Source organism: Desulfovibrio sp. 6_1_46AFAA, from assembly GCF_000224635.1.
Classification (GTDB): Bacteria; Desulfobacterota; Desulfovibrionia; order Desulfovibrionales; family Desulfovibrionaceae; genus Desulfovibrio; species Desulfovibrio fairfieldensis.
The window spans coordinates 356,384-373,293 of sequence record NZ_JH114302.1 but is presented as its reverse complement, the minus strand read 5'-3'; the positions used below and the strand labels follow the sequence as shown (position 1 = coordinate 373,293).

Annotated in this window: 10 protein-coding genes; 7 read left to right on the top strand and 3 right to left on the bottom strand. The window is 64.2% G+C overall.

Annotated elements, in window-relative coordinates; all coding sequences use genetic code 11:
- Window positions 1–195 precede the first annotated feature (195 nt).
- The 6 genes from HMPREF1022_RS18120 to HMPREF1022_RS08305 all read left to right on the top strand — a co-directional run bounded on the left by HMPREF1022_RS18120 (window position 196) and on the right by HMPREF1022_RS08305 (window position 8,419).
- On the top strand, window positions 196–339 hold the full coding sequence (locus HMPREF1022_RS18120) for a hypothetical protein (protein ID WP_156802906.1): 144 nt from the start codon (window positions 196–198) through the stop codon (window positions 337–339).
- 612 nt (window positions 340–951) lie between these two features.
- Window positions 952–4,656, top strand: a complete 3,705-nt coding sequence (locus HMPREF1022_RS08325) for a nitrate reductase subunit alpha (RefSeq protein WP_009302754.1) — start codon at window positions 952–954, stop codon at window positions 4,654–4,656.
- A complete protein-coding gene (gene narH / locus HMPREF1022_RS08320; RefSeq protein ID WP_009302753.1) occupies window positions 4,646–6,106 on the top strand; it encodes a nitrate reductase subunit beta in 1,461 nt (486 codons plus the stop codon). The genes HMPREF1022_RS08325 and narH overlap by 11 nt, the downstream gene beginning before the upstream one ends.
- A complete protein-coding gene (narJ, locus tag HMPREF1022_RS08315) occupies window positions 6,103–6,687 on the top strand; it encodes a nitrate reductase molybdenum cofactor assembly chaperone (RefSeq protein WP_009302752.1) in 585 nt (194 codons plus the stop codon). The genes narH and narJ overlap by 4 nt, the downstream gene beginning before the upstream one ends.
- Entirely contained in the window at window positions 6,684–7,367 is a 684-nt protein-coding gene (narI, locus tag HMPREF1022_RS08310) for a respiratory nitrate reductase subunit gamma (protein ID WP_009302751.1), read from the top strand. Before narJ ends, narI begins: the two co-directional genes overlap by 4 nt.
- Window positions 7,367–8,419: a tellurite resistance/C4-dicarboxylate transporter family protein gene (locus HMPREF1022_RS08305; RefSeq protein ID WP_009302750.1), complete on the top strand. Its 1,053-nt coding sequence runs from the start codon at window positions 7,367–7,369 to the stop codon at window positions 8,417–8,419. Before narI ends, HMPREF1022_RS08305 begins: the two co-directional genes overlap by 1 nt.
- Window positions 8,420–8,583: 164 nt before the next feature.
- Here HMPREF1022_RS08305 and HMPREF1022_RS08300 read toward each other — a convergent pair whose 3' ends face one another.
- From HMPREF1022_RS08300 to HMPREF1022_RS08290, 3 genes are all read right to left on the bottom strand, one after another.
- On the bottom strand, window positions 8,584–11,517 hold the full coding sequence (locus HMPREF1022_RS08300; RefSeq protein ID WP_009302749.1) for a xanthine dehydrogenase family protein molybdopterin-binding subunit: 2,934 nt from the start codon (window positions 11,515–11,517) through the stop codon (window positions 8,584–8,586).
- Window positions 11,518–11,612: 95 nt separating this feature from the next.
- Window positions 11,613–12,920 carry a cytochrome c gene (locus HMPREF1022_RS08295; protein ID WP_009302748.1) on the bottom strand — a complete coding sequence of 436 codons (1,308 nt, stop codon included), beginning with the start codon at window positions 12,918–12,920 and terminating at the stop codon, window positions 11,613–11,615.
- A 9-nt stretch (window positions 12,921–12,929) separates the two neighbouring features.
- Window positions 12,930–13,496, bottom strand: a complete 567-nt coding sequence (locus HMPREF1022_RS08290) for a (2Fe-2S)-binding protein (RefSeq protein ID WP_008683426.1) — start codon at window positions 13,494–13,496, stop codon at window positions 12,930–12,932.
- 501 nt (window positions 13,497–13,997) lie between these two features.
- Between HMPREF1022_RS08290 and HMPREF1022_RS08285 the strand changes: the two genes are divergently transcribed.
- Window positions 13,998–16,910, top strand: coding sequence for an insulinase family protein (locus HMPREF1022_RS08285; RefSeq protein ID WP_009302747.1), 2,913 nt, complete (start codon window positions 13,998–14,000; stop codon window positions 16,908–16,910).

Here is a 16,910-nt window from a genome sequence, read left to right as displayed (position 1 = left end):
TCTTCACCCGCCGGGGACCGGACGCGACGCGCGTCCGCGGAATGGGCACCCCGAGAACCGCCGGAGTGTGTGTAATGGAACGGCTTCTATAGCCCAAAGCCGAAAAACTGGCAAGGGGACGGGCCGGGACGACCAGAGCGATCGAATGACCGGGATAAGCATTTTTTGTGTCCGGAGCGGAAGAGGAAAATACGCTTGCGTCAGGCTCCCTGCAACTTTGCGGTTATTTTACAAAATACGTCCTTTCCGCTGCGCCTTGCCGCCCGAAAAAAATGCAGCTTTTCGCAAACGGCGTTTTTAGAACAATTTCACTTTGAAATTGCTCTGGCGATTGTGTAAGCAGCCGCCCGCCACGAGCGTCAGCCGTCGGCGGCTATGCCGCCTTACGGATGGCGACAGCAGAGCTAAGCGCCGGAGACCGACCCCAAGGGTGGCCCGCAGGGCCATGGCCGTAGGCACGCGAAGCGCGCCGTACGGACATCGAGAGCAGGGCGAGCGTCTTAAAAACTTTGAGAATGCGCATTCTCAAAGTTGAAATGCTCTCATGAGGGCTGGGCCCGGAAATCGAATGGATAGTCGGCGATTGAGCCCTTCGTCCTATTGCCTGCCGGAGGGCGGGACCAAGGGCCGCCGTGCCGTACGAGCACGCTTGTCATTGACAGCGCGCATGTAAAAATCGTATGAAATCAAGAAGTACACTTGCCAGCCTTGTTTTGCGGATTCCCCCCCACCTTCCGTCCCAACGTCCGGCCTTAGTCCCCTCTCTTTTTTTATAGTTCCTATACAAAACGAGATTCAGTTGGTCACCCGGTGATGAAACAAGCCGCAAGCTTTGTCGCCAGGGCCTGTCTTTTCCGGCGTCCGCCGGTTTCAGCCGTTCCGTAAGATCGCCCGCTTTCAGGCCGTGGCGCATATACACCAACTACAGCTCAATTCTCCGCAGGAGGATTTATGCGTCCTACGCTATTTCCCAAGCTCCGATACTTCAAAGAACGCCTCAGCGAAATGGGAGGCGAATTATTCTCCGGTTCCGAATACAGCGAACGCCAAGGCGGGCGCTCCTGGGAAGATTATTACCGCCGCCGCTGGCAGTACGACAAGGTGGCCCGCTCCACCCACGGCGTCAACTGCACCGGCTCCTGTTCCTTTGACGTGTTCGTCAAGGACGGCATCATCGTCTGGGAAGCCCAGAAAACCGATTATCCCACGCCGCATCCGGATTTCCCCGATTATGAACCCCGAGGCTGCCCGCGCGGCACCTCGGCCTCATGGTACGTATACAGCCCGCTGCGGGTGCGCCACCCGCTCATCCGGGGCAAACTGCTTGAATTCTGGCGCGCGGCGCTGCAAGAGCACGGCGATCCGGTGGAAGCCTGGGCTTCCATCGTCAACGACCCCGTAAAACGGGGGGCCTACCAGCGGGCGCGCGGCAAGGGCGGTTTTGTGCGCTGGACCTGGGACGAGGCCGCCGAGATGTTCGCCGCCTCCATGGTGCACACCATCCGCCGCTACGGGCCGGACCGCATCTTCGGCTTCACGCCCCTGCCCGCCATGTCCATGGTCAGCTTCGCCTCGGGCGCGCGCTTTTTCAGCCTCATCGGCGGCAGCATGATCAGTTTTTACGACTGGTACTGCGACCTGCCCCCGGCCTCGCCGCAGATCTGGGGCGAACAGACCGACGTGCCCGAAAGCGCGGACTGGTACAACGCGGGCTATATCATCGCCTGGGGTTCCAACCTGCCCCAGACGCGCACGCCCGACGCCCACTTCTTTACCGAGGCCCGCTACCGGGGCACGAAAATCGCCGCCGTGTCGCCGGACTACGCGGATTTCACCAAGTTCGCGGATCACTGGCTCACAGTGAAGCCCGGCACGGACGCGGCTCTGGGCATGGCCATGACCCACGTGGTGTTCAAGGAATACTTCCTGGACCGCCGCGTTCCCTATTTCGAGGATTACGCCCGGCGCTTCACGGACCTGCCCTGCCTTGTCCTGCTGGACGGCGCGGACAATCAGCATACTCCCGGCCGTTTTGTGCGCGCTTCGGACATCGGGCGCGAGGGCAACAATCCGGAATGGAAAACCGTGGTCTACGACGCCGCGCGCAACGGCCCGGCCGTGCCCATGGGCAGCGTGGGCGCGCGCTACGGCGAGGACGGCCGCTGGAATCTGCACATGCGCGACGAGGCCGACGAGGCCGAGCTCACGCCGCTGCTGCGCATGGAGGAAGCCCCCGGAGCCCGGTGGACCATGGCGGCCTTTCCGGTTTTCGACGCCGGAAAGCCCTCCGTCAAGCTGCGCCCCGTGCCGTATGTCACCTTGCGGACGGCCGAGGGGCCGCGCCGCGCGACCACGGTCTTTGAACTGCTGGCCGGAAGCCTGGGCGTGGACCGGGGGCACGGCGGCGACGTGGCCCGCGATTACGACGACGCCGGGGTCAACTGCACCCCGGCCTGGCAGGAAGAGCTGACCGGCGTGCCGCGCGAACAGGTCATCCAGGTGGCCCGCGGCTTCGCGGACAATGCCGCCGCCACCGACGGTCGCTCCATGATCGTCATGGGCGCGGGCATCAACCACTGGTACAACAACGACGTCATCTACCGCAGTATTCTTTCCCTGACCACGCTCTGCGGCTGCCAGGGCGTCAACGGCGGCGGCTGGGCCCACTATGTGGGCCAGGAAAAGGTGCGCCCGCTCTCGGGCTGGACCACGGTGACCATGGCCGGGGACTGGACCGGGCCGCCGCGCCTGCAGAACGGCACCTCCTTCTACTATTTCGCCATTGACGCCTGGCGCTACGAACTGCTGAACATGGGGCGCATGTGCCCGCCCGGCCAGGAAGGCGTCCTGCCCGACCACCCGGCGGACTGCAACGCCGTGGCCGCGCGCCTGGGCTGGCTGCCGTTTTACCCGCAGTTCCAGGAAAACTCCCTGGAGATCTGCCGCAAGGCCGAAGCCGACGGCGCGACCAGCGACGAGGAAATCATCAGGCATGCCGTGGCGCGCCTGAAGTCCGGCGACCTGCGCATGGCCGTCGAGGCCCCTTCGCACGAAGACAACGTGCCGCGCATCATGTGCTTCTGGCGCACCAACCCGCTGGGCTCCAACGTCAAGGGGCATGAATACTTCCTGCGCCACCTTCTGGGCACGGAAAACGCCGTGCGCGGCGGGGAATCCCCACAACAGCCGAGTGAATTTCAGTGCGATCCGCCCATGGAACAGGGCAAGCTGGACCTCATGGTGGTGTCGGAATTCCGCATGAGCACGTCCTGCGTCTATGCCGACATGGTGCTGCCCGCGGCTCACTGGTATGAAATCAACGATCTGTCCTCCACGGACATGCATCCCTTCATCCATCCCTTTACCCCGGCCGCTGACCCGCCGTGGGAAGCCCGCAACAACTGGGAGCAGTTCCGTACCGTGGCCGAGGTCTTCTCCCGGCTGGCGGAAAAGCATTTGGGCACGCGCAAGGACCTGGTAGCCACGCCCCTGCTGCACGACAGCCCCGGCGAAATCGCCCAGCCCCTGGGCCAGGTGCGCGACTGGCGCACGGGCGAGGTGGAACCCGTGCCCGGCAAGACCATGCCCGGCCTGCATGTGGTGGAGCGCCGCTATGCCGACGTGCTCAAGATGTACACCTCCCTCGGTCCCAACATCCGACGGCCGGAAGGCATGGGCGTCAAGGGGGCCAAGTGGTCCGGCGCCATCGAGCATGACCTGCTCAAGGCCCGCCTGGGCACGGTACGGGAGGAAGGCGTCAGCAAGGGCATGCCCCGCCTGGACACGGACCGCGCCGCCTGCGAGGCCATTCTCTGCCTCTCGCCGGAATCCAACGGCACCGTCTCGGTGCGCTCCTGGACCAGCGTGGAAAAACGCACCGGCCTGTCCCTCAAGGACATCTCCGCGCCCTCCGAGGGCATCGACCATACTTTTGAATCCATCACGGCGCGGCCGGGACGGGCGCTGAACAGCCCCAACTGGAGCGGCCTCAAGGGCGAACAGGTGACCTACACCAGCTTTGCCCAGAACGTGCAGCGGCTGCTGCCCTTCCACACCCTGTCGGGCCGCCAGCACTTCTATCTGGACCACCAGTGGATGCGCGGCCTGGGCGAAAGCCTGCCCGTGTTCCGCCCGCCCCTGCCCCTGGCGACCCTGGGCGAGGTGACCGGGGACGCCGTTCCCCGCAAGGACACGGATCTGGTGCTCAACCTGCTGACCCCGCACAGCAAGTGGTCCATTCACTCCACCTACTCAGACAACCTGATCATGCGCACGCTCTCGCGCGGCGGCGGCGAAATCTGGCTCAACGACGAGGACGCCGCCCAGGCGGGCATTGCGGACAACGAATGGCTGGAATGTTTCAACGCCAACGGCGTGTTCATGGGCCGGGCCCTGGTGAGCTACCGCATCCCCAGGGGCCGGGCCTTCATCTACCACGCCCAGGAACGTCACGTGGACACGCCGCTTTCGCCTCTTTCGGGCCAGCGCGGCGGCACGCACAACAGCCTGACGCGCCCCTTCATCAAGCCCACGCAGATGATCGGCGGCTACGGCCAGCTCAGCTATTCCTTCAACTACTACGGACCCACGGGTTGCCAGCGCGATGAATACATCGTGGTGCGCAAGGCCGGGGAGGTGATATTCCATGAAGATTAAAACGCAGATGAGCATGGTGCTCAACCTGGACAAGTGTCTGGGTTGCCACACCTGCAGCATCCCCTGCAAGAATGCCTGGACCACGGATCCGGGCAGCGAATATATGTGGTTCAACAATGTGGAAACCAAGCCCGGCATCGGCTATCCCCGCCTGTGGGAAAACCAGGACATCCACAAGGGCGGCTGGGAAGTGGAGAACGGCAAACTCCGCCTCAGGGCCGGAGGCAAGCTGCGCAAGGCCGCGCAGATTTTCGGCAACCCGAACCTTCCGGGCATGGATCAGTATTACGAGCCCTGGAACTACGACTACCAGAACCTGACCACCTCCCCGGAGCAGAAGCATCAGCCCATAGCCCGGGCCTATTCCAGCGTCACGGGCCGCCCCATGACCCCGCAGGCCGGCCCCAACTGGGACGACGACCTGGCCGGAACCCAGGTCACCGGCCTGGACGACCCCGATTTCGCGGGCCTGGACGCCCAGGCCCTGCTGCAATTTCAGCGGGTGTTCATGCTGCATCTGCCGCGCCTGTGCGAGCACTGCCTGAACCCGGCCTGCGTGGCCTCCTGCCCTTCTGGAGCCATTTATAAGCGGGACGAGGACGGCATTGTGCTCACGGACCAGACGCGCTGCCGCTCCTGGCGCTTCTGCATGTCCGGCTGCCCATACAAAAAGGTGTATTTCAACTGGAAAAACCACCACTCCCAGAAGTGCATTTTCTGTTATCCCCGCGTGGAATCGGGTCAGCCCACACTCTGCGCGCAGTCCTGCACCGGGCGCATCCGCTACATCGGCGTCATGCTCTACGATGCCGACGCCGTGCATGAGCTGGCCGCCACGCCCGACCCGGCCGCCCTCTATGAGGCGCAGTTGCGGGTCTTTCTCGACCCCCGCGACCCCGCCGTCATCCGGCAGGCGGAAAAGGACGGCATCCCCCATCAGTTCCTCACGGCGGCCCGGAACTCGCCCGTGTACACGCTGATCAGCGACTGGAAACTGGCGCTGCCCCTGCATCCGGAATTCCGCACCATGCCCATGGTCTGGTACATTCCGCCCGCCAGCCCGCTCACCAATGAGACGGACATCGACATTGACACGCAGCTGGACGCCATGCGCATCCCCGTGCGCTATCTGGCAAATCTCTTCACCGTCGGCCGGGAAGAGCCGGTGCGGGCCGCCCTGCGCAAGATTCTGGCCCTGCGCCGCTTCATGCGGGAGAAGACCTTCAGCGGCCCGGACGCGGCCCAGGCGCTGGAAACGGCGGGCATGACCCCGGAAAGCGCCGCCGCCATGTACCGCCTGCTGGCCGTGGCCCGCTATGAGGACCGTTTCGTCATTCCCACGGTACGGCGCGAAGACGCCCCCGGCGAGGATGTGGAAGCCCTCAAGGGCCATAGCGGCTACCCGGACCGCGACCCCGTGGCTCCGGAGTTCAAGGGGGTGCACGCATGACCCGCGCCGAAACCTTTCTGTGGGTAGCGCAGCTTCTGCGCTACCCGGACGAGGAACTGACGGCCCTGGCGCATGAGACGCATGAGGCACGCCGGGAGCCCGTGCCCGCCTGGGCCGCGGCTTTTCTGGACCATGCGGCGGCCGCGCCGCTGCTGGATCTGCAGGCGGCCTTTGTGCAGACCTTTGATCTCAATCGCGCCGCCTGCCTGTATCTGACCACCCACGTCTACGGCGACTCCCCCTTGCAGGGGCGCGCCCTGGCCGCGCTGACGGAACTGTACCGCGACAGCGGCTGTACGCCTTCCGGCGGGGAACTGCCGGACTATCTGCCGCTGGTTCTGGAATTCCTGGCAATGGCCCCGGCCTGGGCCGCCGCCTGCCTGTGCGAAAAATTCACCCCTGCGGCACAGAACATCGCCGCGCATCTCGCGGCGGAAAACAGCCCCTGGGCGCCCATACTGCGCGCCGCCGCCGACGCCATGCGGGAGTGCGCTCCCGACGCCGACCATTCCGCACATCCCGCAGTTCGGGGCGACAGCCGGGCGGCGCGTGACATTCCCTCTCGGGAGGTATGCATATGACCCCGCTCATGAAACTGTTCATCGCCGCTTTCGCGGTGTATCCCTATATCTGTCTGACCCTGCTGACCGGCGGCCTGCTGCTGCGCTACACCTACGCCCAGGAAGAGTGGAACGCCCGTTCCAGCCAGTTCCTGGAGAGCCGGATGCTGCGCTGCGGCAGTCTCATCTTCCATATCGGCATTCTGCTCTCTCTGGGCGGGCATATCGTGGGCCTGGTGCTGCCGCCCGAAGCCCTGCGCGCCGTGGGCATCTCCGCCCAGGCCCACGCCCAAATCGCCGGGCTGGCGGGCATGCTCATCGCGCCCATGGTGCTGCTGGGCGTGGGCATCCTGCTGCTGCGCCGGATAATCAGCCTGCCCGTGCGCCTTACCACGCGCTGGACGGACATCATCGTGCTCCTGCTCATCGGCTTCAACGCGGCCACGGGCATGTATCAGGCCTATGCGGCGCACTTTGACGCCTTCACCACCATCGGCCCCTGGGTGCGCGGCATTCTCACGCTCGCGCCCGCGCCCGGGCGCATGATCCACGTGCCGCTCTTCCTGCAACTGCACGTGCTGAGCGGTCTGACCATCTTCGCCCTGCTGCCGTTCACCCGGCTGGTGCACATCTTCAGCGTGCCGCTGAGCTATGTGACCTTCCCCTTCACCATCTACCGCCGCCGCTGGGGAGGGGTGTGATGCGCGGCCAACTCACGGCAAGGGCCCTCGCGCTGATCAGAAGCGCCGCCCCGGCCAACTTCGGCATGGTCATGGCCACGGGCATCGTGTCCATTGCCCTGCACCTGCTGGGCATGGAGGCCGGGGCGCTGGCGCTCTTTTATGTGAACATCGGCATGTTCTGCTGCCTGTGGGCGGTGTACATCCTGCGCCTGGGCCTTTATCCCCGGGACTTCTTCGGCGATATGGCCGATCACGCGCGCGGCCCCGGCTACCTGACCATCGTGGCGGGCACGGGCCTGCTGGCAAATCAGTGCGCCCTGCTGCTGGGGCGCTATGACCTGGCCTGCGGCCTCTTCTGGCTGGCCCTGGCCGTGTGGTGTTTTTTCATCTGGGCGGACTTTCTGGCCCTTTTCACCACGGACCGGAAACCGCCCATTGAAAAGGGCATCAACGGCGCGTGGCTCCTGAACACCGTGAGCTGCCAGGCCCTGGTCATTCTCGGCTGCGTGATCATCGACCACACGAGCTGGGAGCACGAGACGGCCTTCCTCCTGCTCACGGCGCTCTTCGGCACGGGCTTTATGCTCTATGCCGTCGTCATTACCCTTATCGTCTACCGGTTGTGCTACAAGCCGCTGGCTCCCGAGGCCCTGGACCCGACCTTCTGGGTCAATGCCGGGGCCGTGGCCATCACCACCCTGGCGGGCTGCGAGCTCATCCTGCGCGCCGGGGGATCGCCCTTCCTCCAGTCCGTGCTGCCCTTTCTCAAGGGCATGACCCTCATGGCCTGGGGCTTCGCGGCCTGGTGGGTGGTCATGCTGTTCATCCTCGGGCTGTGGCGGCACGCGGCGCGGCGTTTTCCCTTTGTCTACACGCCCGGCTACTGGAGCATGGTCTTCCCCATGGGCATGTTCACGGCCTGCACCATCATGTGCAGCAAGGCCCTGGGCGTGGCCTCGCTTATGGCGGTGCCGCGCGTGTTCATCTACGTGTCCGTGCTGAGCTGGCTGTGCACCTTCTGGGGCCTGGGGCGCTTTCTGTGGCGCTCGCTTCAGGAAAAAGCCGGTTAAGGCCGTTCAGGCGCACAATACGCCGACGCTTCCGGAGCTTCCCGTCATTCCATTGTAATAAAGAAGTCCTGAGCCCGGTCGGGCTCAGGACTTCTTTATTACCGCTTCCTCTCGCGGGCCAAACGGCTCCGCGTGCTCTTCACCCGCAAGGGTTCGACACGTCGTTACAGGCCCAGAGCCTTTTTGATCTTTTCCGAAGTCACGGGCAGCCGGTAGAAACGCTTGCCGACGGCATGGGTGACGGCATTGCCGATGGCGGCGACCACCGGGACCATCACCACTTCCCCGATTCCTTTGGGCGGCGCGGTTTCGGATTCCGGCTCAAGATAATCGGCGGTCTGATTCCAGACCGCGACATCCGTGGCCCTCGGCAGCGTGTAACGGTTGAAGTTCCACGTTCCGTTGCCCGGCCCGTCTTCATAAAGCGGCAATTCCTCCATCAGGGCATGCCCGATGCCCATGGCCAGGCCGCCCTGCAACTGGCCGGATACGAGTTCCGGTACAATCATTTTGCCGGTACCGAGCAGGCTGTGGTGGCGCATGATTTCTATCTCGCCGGTGAAGGTGTTGACGTTGAGTTCAACGATGCAGGCCGCGGGCGCGTATGTCGTCACACCGGCGTTATTGCGTTGAACCGGGGGGAATTTCACGCTGCTTCTCTTGATGAAGTCATAGCCGCCGCTGGTCATGCGCCGCTTGAGCTCCGGCGCGGCGCCGTCGCCGTAACGCACGGAGAGAACGTCGGCGGCCACTTCGATGGAACCGATGGTCGGAACATCGAATGTCGCGGTCGTCCATTCCCAGCGGCTGAAGCAGTGCAGGGCAACCCCGGTCACCAGCCCCAGCTCGTGGGCTTTTTTGGCGACCCGCTCGAACGGCAGAATTTCCATGCCGCCGCCGCCGATGCCGCCCTCGACCACGCGCAGGTCATTCACGGTCATGAAGCCGCTGGATATCTGGCCGCCTGCCGGTCCCTCGCTCCAGATGGCGCGCGCCGCCGGCCACAGCGTGTTTTCAAACAGGAACTTCGCCGCTTGCCGCGTGCCGAAGCCGATGAAATAGGCGCTGTTGGAGGCGCTCATGGCCGGCAGCATGAACGGCACCCAGTAGGGATTCTTCTGTAAGTCGTCCTGCTGTTTCTGCGTCGTCGTGTAGGGCGACCAGTTGCTGACCATCGGCAGTTCGGCGAATTCCGCGACGCCGAACTCGACGGAATCGGGCGTCTTGCCCAGCATGTCACGGACGATGACCTGTTGCGCGGTGGTCGCGCCGGTACCGATCTCCTGCACGCAATGGCGCATCCGCACCTTGCCGTCGGCATCGAATTCCAGGGCCAGCGCGGTGGTATCCGCACCGGTGCCGTAATCCTTCTGCGCCTGCGCGAAGCCGACGCCGTACAGTCTGCCGGGGTTGGCCTTGTCGAACTCGGCCTTGGCTTTGTGCCGGTTCACCCAGAGCGGATGCTTTGCCGCGATGTCGAGCATTTCAATATTGCCCGGCTCGCCGAGCGGCTGCGCGCCCTGCGTGTTTTCGAAACCGGCCCGCATCGCATTGCGGCGACGCAGTTCGATCTGATCAATGCCCAGTTCGGCGGCGACTTCATCGACCATCAGCTCCGTGATGCTCATGGCCTGAAGGGTGCCGTAGCCGCGCATGGACCCCGCCTCCACCGCGGGCGATGCCAGCGCGATGGCCGCAAGATCGGATTTCGGGAAATAATAGATGGACTGCGCGGCGGTGGCGGCCACCTGCGCCACCGAGAAGGAGAAGTTGGCGCGGCCGCCGCCATTGAGGTTATAGAAGCCCTTGAGGATCTCGAACTTGCCGCTCTTGCGGTCGGCCACGATGGTCACGTCCATTTCGACGGAGTGGCGCTTGATGCCGAGCTGGAACTGCTCATAGCGGTTGTTGGCAAGCCGTACCGGCAGGCCGTTGCCATAGAAACACGCCGCGATGACATAGAACGGGAAGATCGAATGGTCCTTGGCGCCGTACCCCACGGTGGTGCCCGTGAGCAGCTTGATCGTTTTGACCGGGAAGCGCTTGTTGTCCTTGACCATCAGCGCCGCGACGCGGGCGACCTCATACGGCGACTGTGCCGACGCGACCAGGTGCAGGGTGCGCGTTTCGGCATCATACCAGGCATTGCCGTTGTCCGCCTCCAGCGCGCACGAGTCGATTGATTGCGAGAAGCCCTGCCGCTCCAGCACCAGTTTGCTTTCATCCTTGCGCGCCGCTTCAATGGCCTTTTCGATGTCCGCGGCCGCGTTCATGCCGCGCCGCATCGGCTCATAGGTTTCGCGCGCCACCGTGAGCGGGTCGCGCACGCCGCCGCCGCCACGATGCCGCGTCATCACCGAGGCGGGCACGAAAAGTCCGGACGGGCTTTCCGGCGGCCAGACCGGCTTATTGCCGTCGAAAGCGCCCCAAATGACGGCGTCCTGCATCGGCGAATACACGGATGAGGCTGTCGGGCTGTCGCCGCCGATGCGGACATAGCGTGCCGCGCCGTAGTTGGGCGGCGTGTTCGGGCCGGTGGCGGCGCCGTATTTCACGACATTTTCGGCAAAGCGCAGTCTGCGCTTCGCCGCCTCGAACGTATCAAAGTCACGATACATCAGCAGGGCCACCGGGTGGCCGAGCAGCGGCGGGGTCTGCCCTTTGGGAACCAGAAAGTTTTTGCCGTAGAAGTCGGCGGCCAAACCCTCGGCCTGCGGCATGGTCACGCCGTCACCGACCAAATTTTCATGCAGGACAAGGCGGTCGGGCTGCAATCCCGGCCCCAGAATGCTCAGGTCCACACCCTCAAAGGTCCGGTCGGCCCGCGTCGCCTTAATGAAGAAGGCGTGGGCCTGCTCCCTGGGCCAGCCGGGCAGATCCCGCGCACGAAAGTCCCGCGCGAAGTCCTTTTGCCCGGCCACCTTGCGCACGGCATCCCACCGATAGCGAACCTTGCCGTCCGGCGACATCCAGTCTGTGGGGCCGGGGCCCGAATTTATTTCCACTGCAAAGGCATCCGGCAAGCGTCCGATCATGACGGAAATGCCGAAAACTGTTCCGAGTTTGATAAAATTGCGTCGCGAAATATCAATAGTCATGTTTTTTTCCTATTCGGGATCCGCTTGCGTCGCAGACTGCAAGCGGCATAAAAGAAGACAGACATGCCCAGCGACAGGCCCGCCCGTTATTGTATTCATTTTACCGCGGTTTCCTGGGCACTCACCTGACCGGCGGTCACCGGCACGGCCTGGCCGCCCCATTCCGCCCTGATCCAGGTCACGAGCTCGGCGACCTCGGCGTCGCTCATGCGGTGCGCGAAGGGCGGCATGGCGTACATCCGCTCGCCGTTCTTGAAGATCTGGGTGGGAATGCCGTTGAGAACGGCTTTGATCAGCGTCCGCGGGTCGTCCATGGCCAGCGTCGCATTGCCCTTCATGGCCGGACCGACATTGGGGAGGCCCTGGCCGTTCATGCCGTGGCAGCCCGCGCAGAACGCCATATAGGCCAACCGGCCGGCCGCCATGGGCGTGCCGGATTCCGGGGCGACGGCTTGCGGCAGCGGCGCGGGGGGCGCGGACAGGGGCACCAGCTTGCCGTCCTTGGCCGTGAGCAGGTAGGTGGCTACCGCCTTGACGTCCTCCGGCTCCATCGTGCTGGTCGAGAAATGCGTGACGGTGTACATCCCGTCGAACGCGGTGCCCTGGGGAGCGACGCCGGTGGCGAGATAGGCGCTCAGCGTGGGAACGTCGAAGCCGTGCTTGGCGAGCGCCGCGGCGGTAATCGCGGGAACCGCCACGCCGTCCACTTCGCCGCCCTGCAGGGCACGGGAGAATTCAAGGCCCATCATGAAATTGCGCGGCGAATGGCAGGCGCCGCAATGCGCCAGCCCTTCGACAAGATAGGCGCCCCGGTTCCATTCGGCGGAGCGCTGTTCGTTCCGGGCCGCCTTGCGGTCCGGGAAGTTCAACAGGGTCCAGAAGTTCATGAACGGGCGCACCGGCAGCACGAAGGCCCCGGTATTGGCCTTGTTGGCGACCGGCATGGCCGGAATGCTCATATTATAGGCGTAGAGCGCGTCAATGTCGTCAGGCGTCGTGAGCTGCGTGAAGACAAAGGGCATTGCCGGATAGAGATTGCGATTGCCCGGCGCGATGCCGTCGCGCATCACGCGATGAAAATCGGCGCGCGTATAGTTGCCGATGCCGTACTGTTTGTCCGGCGTGATGTTGGTTGAATACAGCGTGCCGAACGGCGTCCCTATGGCCAGGCCTCCGGCGCCCATCGGCCCTTGCGGCAGCGAGTGGCAGCCGAAGCAGTCACCGGCCAGGGCCAGTTCGCGGCCGCGCGGAATCAGAGCTTTCATCTGTTCGGGTGAAAGGGCCTGTTTCGCCTGCGGGGCTACGCTCGATGTCCGGAACAGCCCGAACAAAACGGCAAGCGCCGCCACGATGACAACAGCGATGATGACGAGAATCGAATTGCGCAATGTACGGCTTTTCATGGCGGCCCCCTACCCGATCACACAGCCGGGAGTGGCAAGCGCCACATCGCGCACGGCTTCGTAATACCGCACATACCCCGTGCAGCGGCAAATATGCTCGTTGAGCGCTTCCTCGATTGCGCCCTCCAATTCGGCGCGCCTGATCGGCTTGTGCTTCAGACCGTCGATGAAGGCGGTCGCGCCCGCGACAAAGCCGGGCGTGCAGTAGCCGCACTGGAACGCGAATTTTTCAATGAAAGCTCTCTGGATCGGCGTCAGTTCGGTAATGTTGCCGTCAGCGTCCGTTTTGGCCTGGCCTTCGATCGTGATGATCGTCTTGCCGTCAAAGGCATGCGCATTGGTAATGCAAGTCCGGGTATCGACCATGCTGCCGTCCGGCTGCACTTCCACGACGGTGCAGGCATGGCAGACGCCTTGCCCGCAGCCGAAATGCGTGCCGGTCAGGTTAAGATAATGATGTAAAAAGTCGATCATCGGCATCCCCACCGGCACCTCGACAGGGCCGACCTTTTTGCCGTTTACAATCATGCTCAATGGCTTTTTCTCAATCTTGGGAGCTGTATTTTCGTTGCTCATGCTCATGCCTTTCTTATTTCTTGATCTGGTTGGAAATCCATAAATATATCAGCCGCGCCTGAAGATGACCCGGCATCTTCAGACGCGTTGATCCAGGGTTGCGCACCCTTTCCCTCTTACAGTTTTCGATTGAATCGATTGGCGGCAAAGAACAAAACTCAGGCGGGTTGGAGCCGGTATGGTCACGATTCTCACTTTGGAATGTAGGAGCTTTCTCTGGCAACATCAATAGTTGCATAATAATATGTATAATATTATACAGTATGGCTATACCGGCCCGGTCGGGCGGCGGCGCGCTTCCGCCCGGCGTACAGAAAATGGGGGCTCGGAAATATTCTTTTTCAGCGCGATCCGCGCCGCCGCCCACTACCCGTCGCCCAAACCGGAGCCCGCCGCGCGCGGGGACGCCCCGGCCCCTTTTCAAAGCCGTGTTCCCTACCTATAGTGTGCTTGCCGGTTTCCGGCCTCAGCGACGAACTCAAGCACAAGGATACCCCATACATGGACAAACACGGCTTCACCCTGCTCACGGAACGGGACATGGCGGAAGTGGGCGGCACGGCCCGCCTCTGGCAGCACAAGATTACGGGCGCGCAACTGCTCTCCGTGGTCAATGCGGACGAAAACAAATGCTTCGGCGTGAGCTTCCGCACGCCGCCCACGGATTCCACGGGCGTGGCCCACATTCTGGAGCATTCGGTGCTCTGCGGCTCGGACAAGTATCCGGTCAAGGAGCCCTTCGTGGAGCTGCTCAAGGGCTCGCTGCAAACCTTTCTCAACGCCTTCACCTTTCCGGACAAGACCTGCTATCCGGTGGCCAGCGCCAACCTGCGCGACTTTTACAATCTCATCGACGTCTACATCGACGCGGTCTTTCATCCCCGCATCAGCGAGGATATCTTCCGCCAGGAAGGCTGGCACGTGGAGGCGGAAAGCGCCGACGGCCCCTGGACCTACAAGGGCGTGGTCTACAATGAGATGAAGGGCGTGTATTCCTCGCCGGATTCCGTGCTGGCCGAGCAGAGCCAGCAGGCCCTGTTCCCGGACACGCTTTACAGCCTGGATTCCGGCGGCGATCCCGAGCGCATTCCGGACCTGACCTACCAGGCCTTTCACGATTTCCACAGCCGCTACTATCATCCGAGCAACGCCCGCTTCTTCTTCTGGGGCGACGATCCCGAGGACGAGCGCCTGCGCCTGCTGGACGCGGCCCTGGCGGGCTACACGGCCCGGCCCGCGGATTCCGCCGTGCCCCTGCAGCCGCGCCGGGACGTGCCGCGCCAGATCGAGGTGCCCTATGCGGCGGCCGAAGGCGAACAGCGCGCCCTGTTCACGGTCAACTGGCTGCTGGGCGAGCGCGGCGACGTGGGCCAGGCCCTGCTCATGGAAATGCTGGAACACATTCTGGAAGGCCTGCCCGGTTCGCCGCTGCGCAAGGCTCTGATCGGTTCCGGCCTGGGCGAGGACACCACGGGCTGCGGCCTGGAAACGGACCTGCGCCAGATGTACTATTCCACAGGTCTCAAGGGCGTGGCTCCCGACGACGTGCAGCAGGCCGAACTGCTGATTTTCGACACGCTGGCCCGACTGGCCGAGGAAGGCATTGACCCGGCGGCTGTGGAAGCGGCGGTGAACAGCGTGGAATTCGCCTATCGCGAAAACAATTCCGGCCGCTTCCCACGCGGTCTGGCGGCCATGATCCAGGCCCTGTCCACCTGGCTGTACGACGGCGACCCCCTGGCCCCCCTGGCCTGGGAAGGACCGCTCACGGCCATCAAGGAGCGCCTGGCCAGGGGCGAGAAAGTTTTTGAGGAAGCCATCCGCCAGTGGTTTTTAAACAACGAGCACCGGGCTACCGTGGTCCTGCTGCCGGACGCCGGCCTGGGCAAAGTCCGCGAAGAGGCGGAAAGCGCCCGCCTGGCCGATGTCCAGGCCGAAGCGGGGCCGGAGCGGCGCGCGGCGCTGGTGGAAGAAACCCTGCGCCTGCAGGAGGCCCAGACCGCGCCGGACAGCCCGGAAGCCCTGGCGACCATCCCGGCTCTGGGCCTGGACGACCTGCCGCGCCGCAACGCCGCCATTCCCCGCGCCGAATCCCGTCTGCCGGAAGTCTGCCTCAGCCACGAGTTGCCCACCAGGGGCATTGCCTACGCCAATCTGCTACTGCCTCTGAAAGGCCTGCCCGAGCGTCTGGTCCCCCTGCTGCCGCTCTTTGCCCGTTCCCTCACCGAACTGGGCACGGCACGGCGCGACTTCACGGAGCTCGGCGCATACATGGCGGCCAAGACCGGCGGCGTCGGGGCCGACACCCTGCTGGGCACCACAAGGGGCGAACGCCGCACCTTCAGTTATCTGAGCCTGGCGGGCAAGGCGGTCTACGACAAGATTCCGGACCTGTTCGGCATCTTCCATGAAATCCTGCTGGAGCCCCTGCGCGATCCCGCCGTGGCCCGCGAGCGTCTCAGGCAGATGCTGCTGGAAGGCAAGGCCCGCCTGGAGCACGGCCTGCAGGCCGCCGGGCATACGGCGGTGGGCACGCGGCTGCGCGCGCATTTCACCGGCGCGGGCGCGCTGGCCGAACGCACCGGCGGCGTAAGTTATCTGGCTTCAATACGCGGCCTGCTGGAACAGCTGGAAACGCAGCCGGAGGCCCTGCTGGCCGATCTGGAAGAATTGCGGGCCCTGGTCATGTCCGCTTCCGACGCGGTCTTTGACTGCACGGCCGAAGCCGGGGGCCTGGCCCTGGCCCAAGACAGGGCCCGCGCCCTGCTGGCCGAGCTGCCTTCCAACGGCCCGGAACGCACGGACCACGAAGCCGGGCCCATGCGCGACCTGCCCATGGCCGAGGCCTTCCTGGCCCCGGCCCAGATCAACTACGTGGGCAAAGCCGCCAACATCTATGACCAGGGTTATGTCTACCACGGCTCGGCCAGCGTGATTCTGCGCTATCTGCGCATGGGATACCTGTGGGAGCAGGTACGCGTGCGCGGCGGAGCCTACGGGGCCTTCTGCATGCTGGACCGCCTGGGCGGCACCCTGGTCTGCGCCTCCTACCGCGACCCCAATGTGGACCAGACCCTGGCCGCCTATGACGGCATGGCCGACTTTCTGCACGGCTTCAAGCCGGACAAGGCCCAGCTGACCCAGGCCATTGTGGGCGCGGTGGGCGATCTGGACAGCTACCTGCTGCCCGACGCCAAGGGGGCCCAGTCCCTGGCGCGCTGGCTCACCGGCGATACGGACGAGATCCGCCAGCGGATGCGCGAGGAAATTCTGGGCACCACGGAGCGGCATTTCAGCGAGTTCGCCGACGTGCTGGCCGAAGCCGCGCGCCAAGGCGCGGTCTGCGTGCTGGGCGGCCCCAAAACCAAGGAAGCGGCCGAAGCCCACGGCTGGGCCGCGCAAAACCTACTGTAA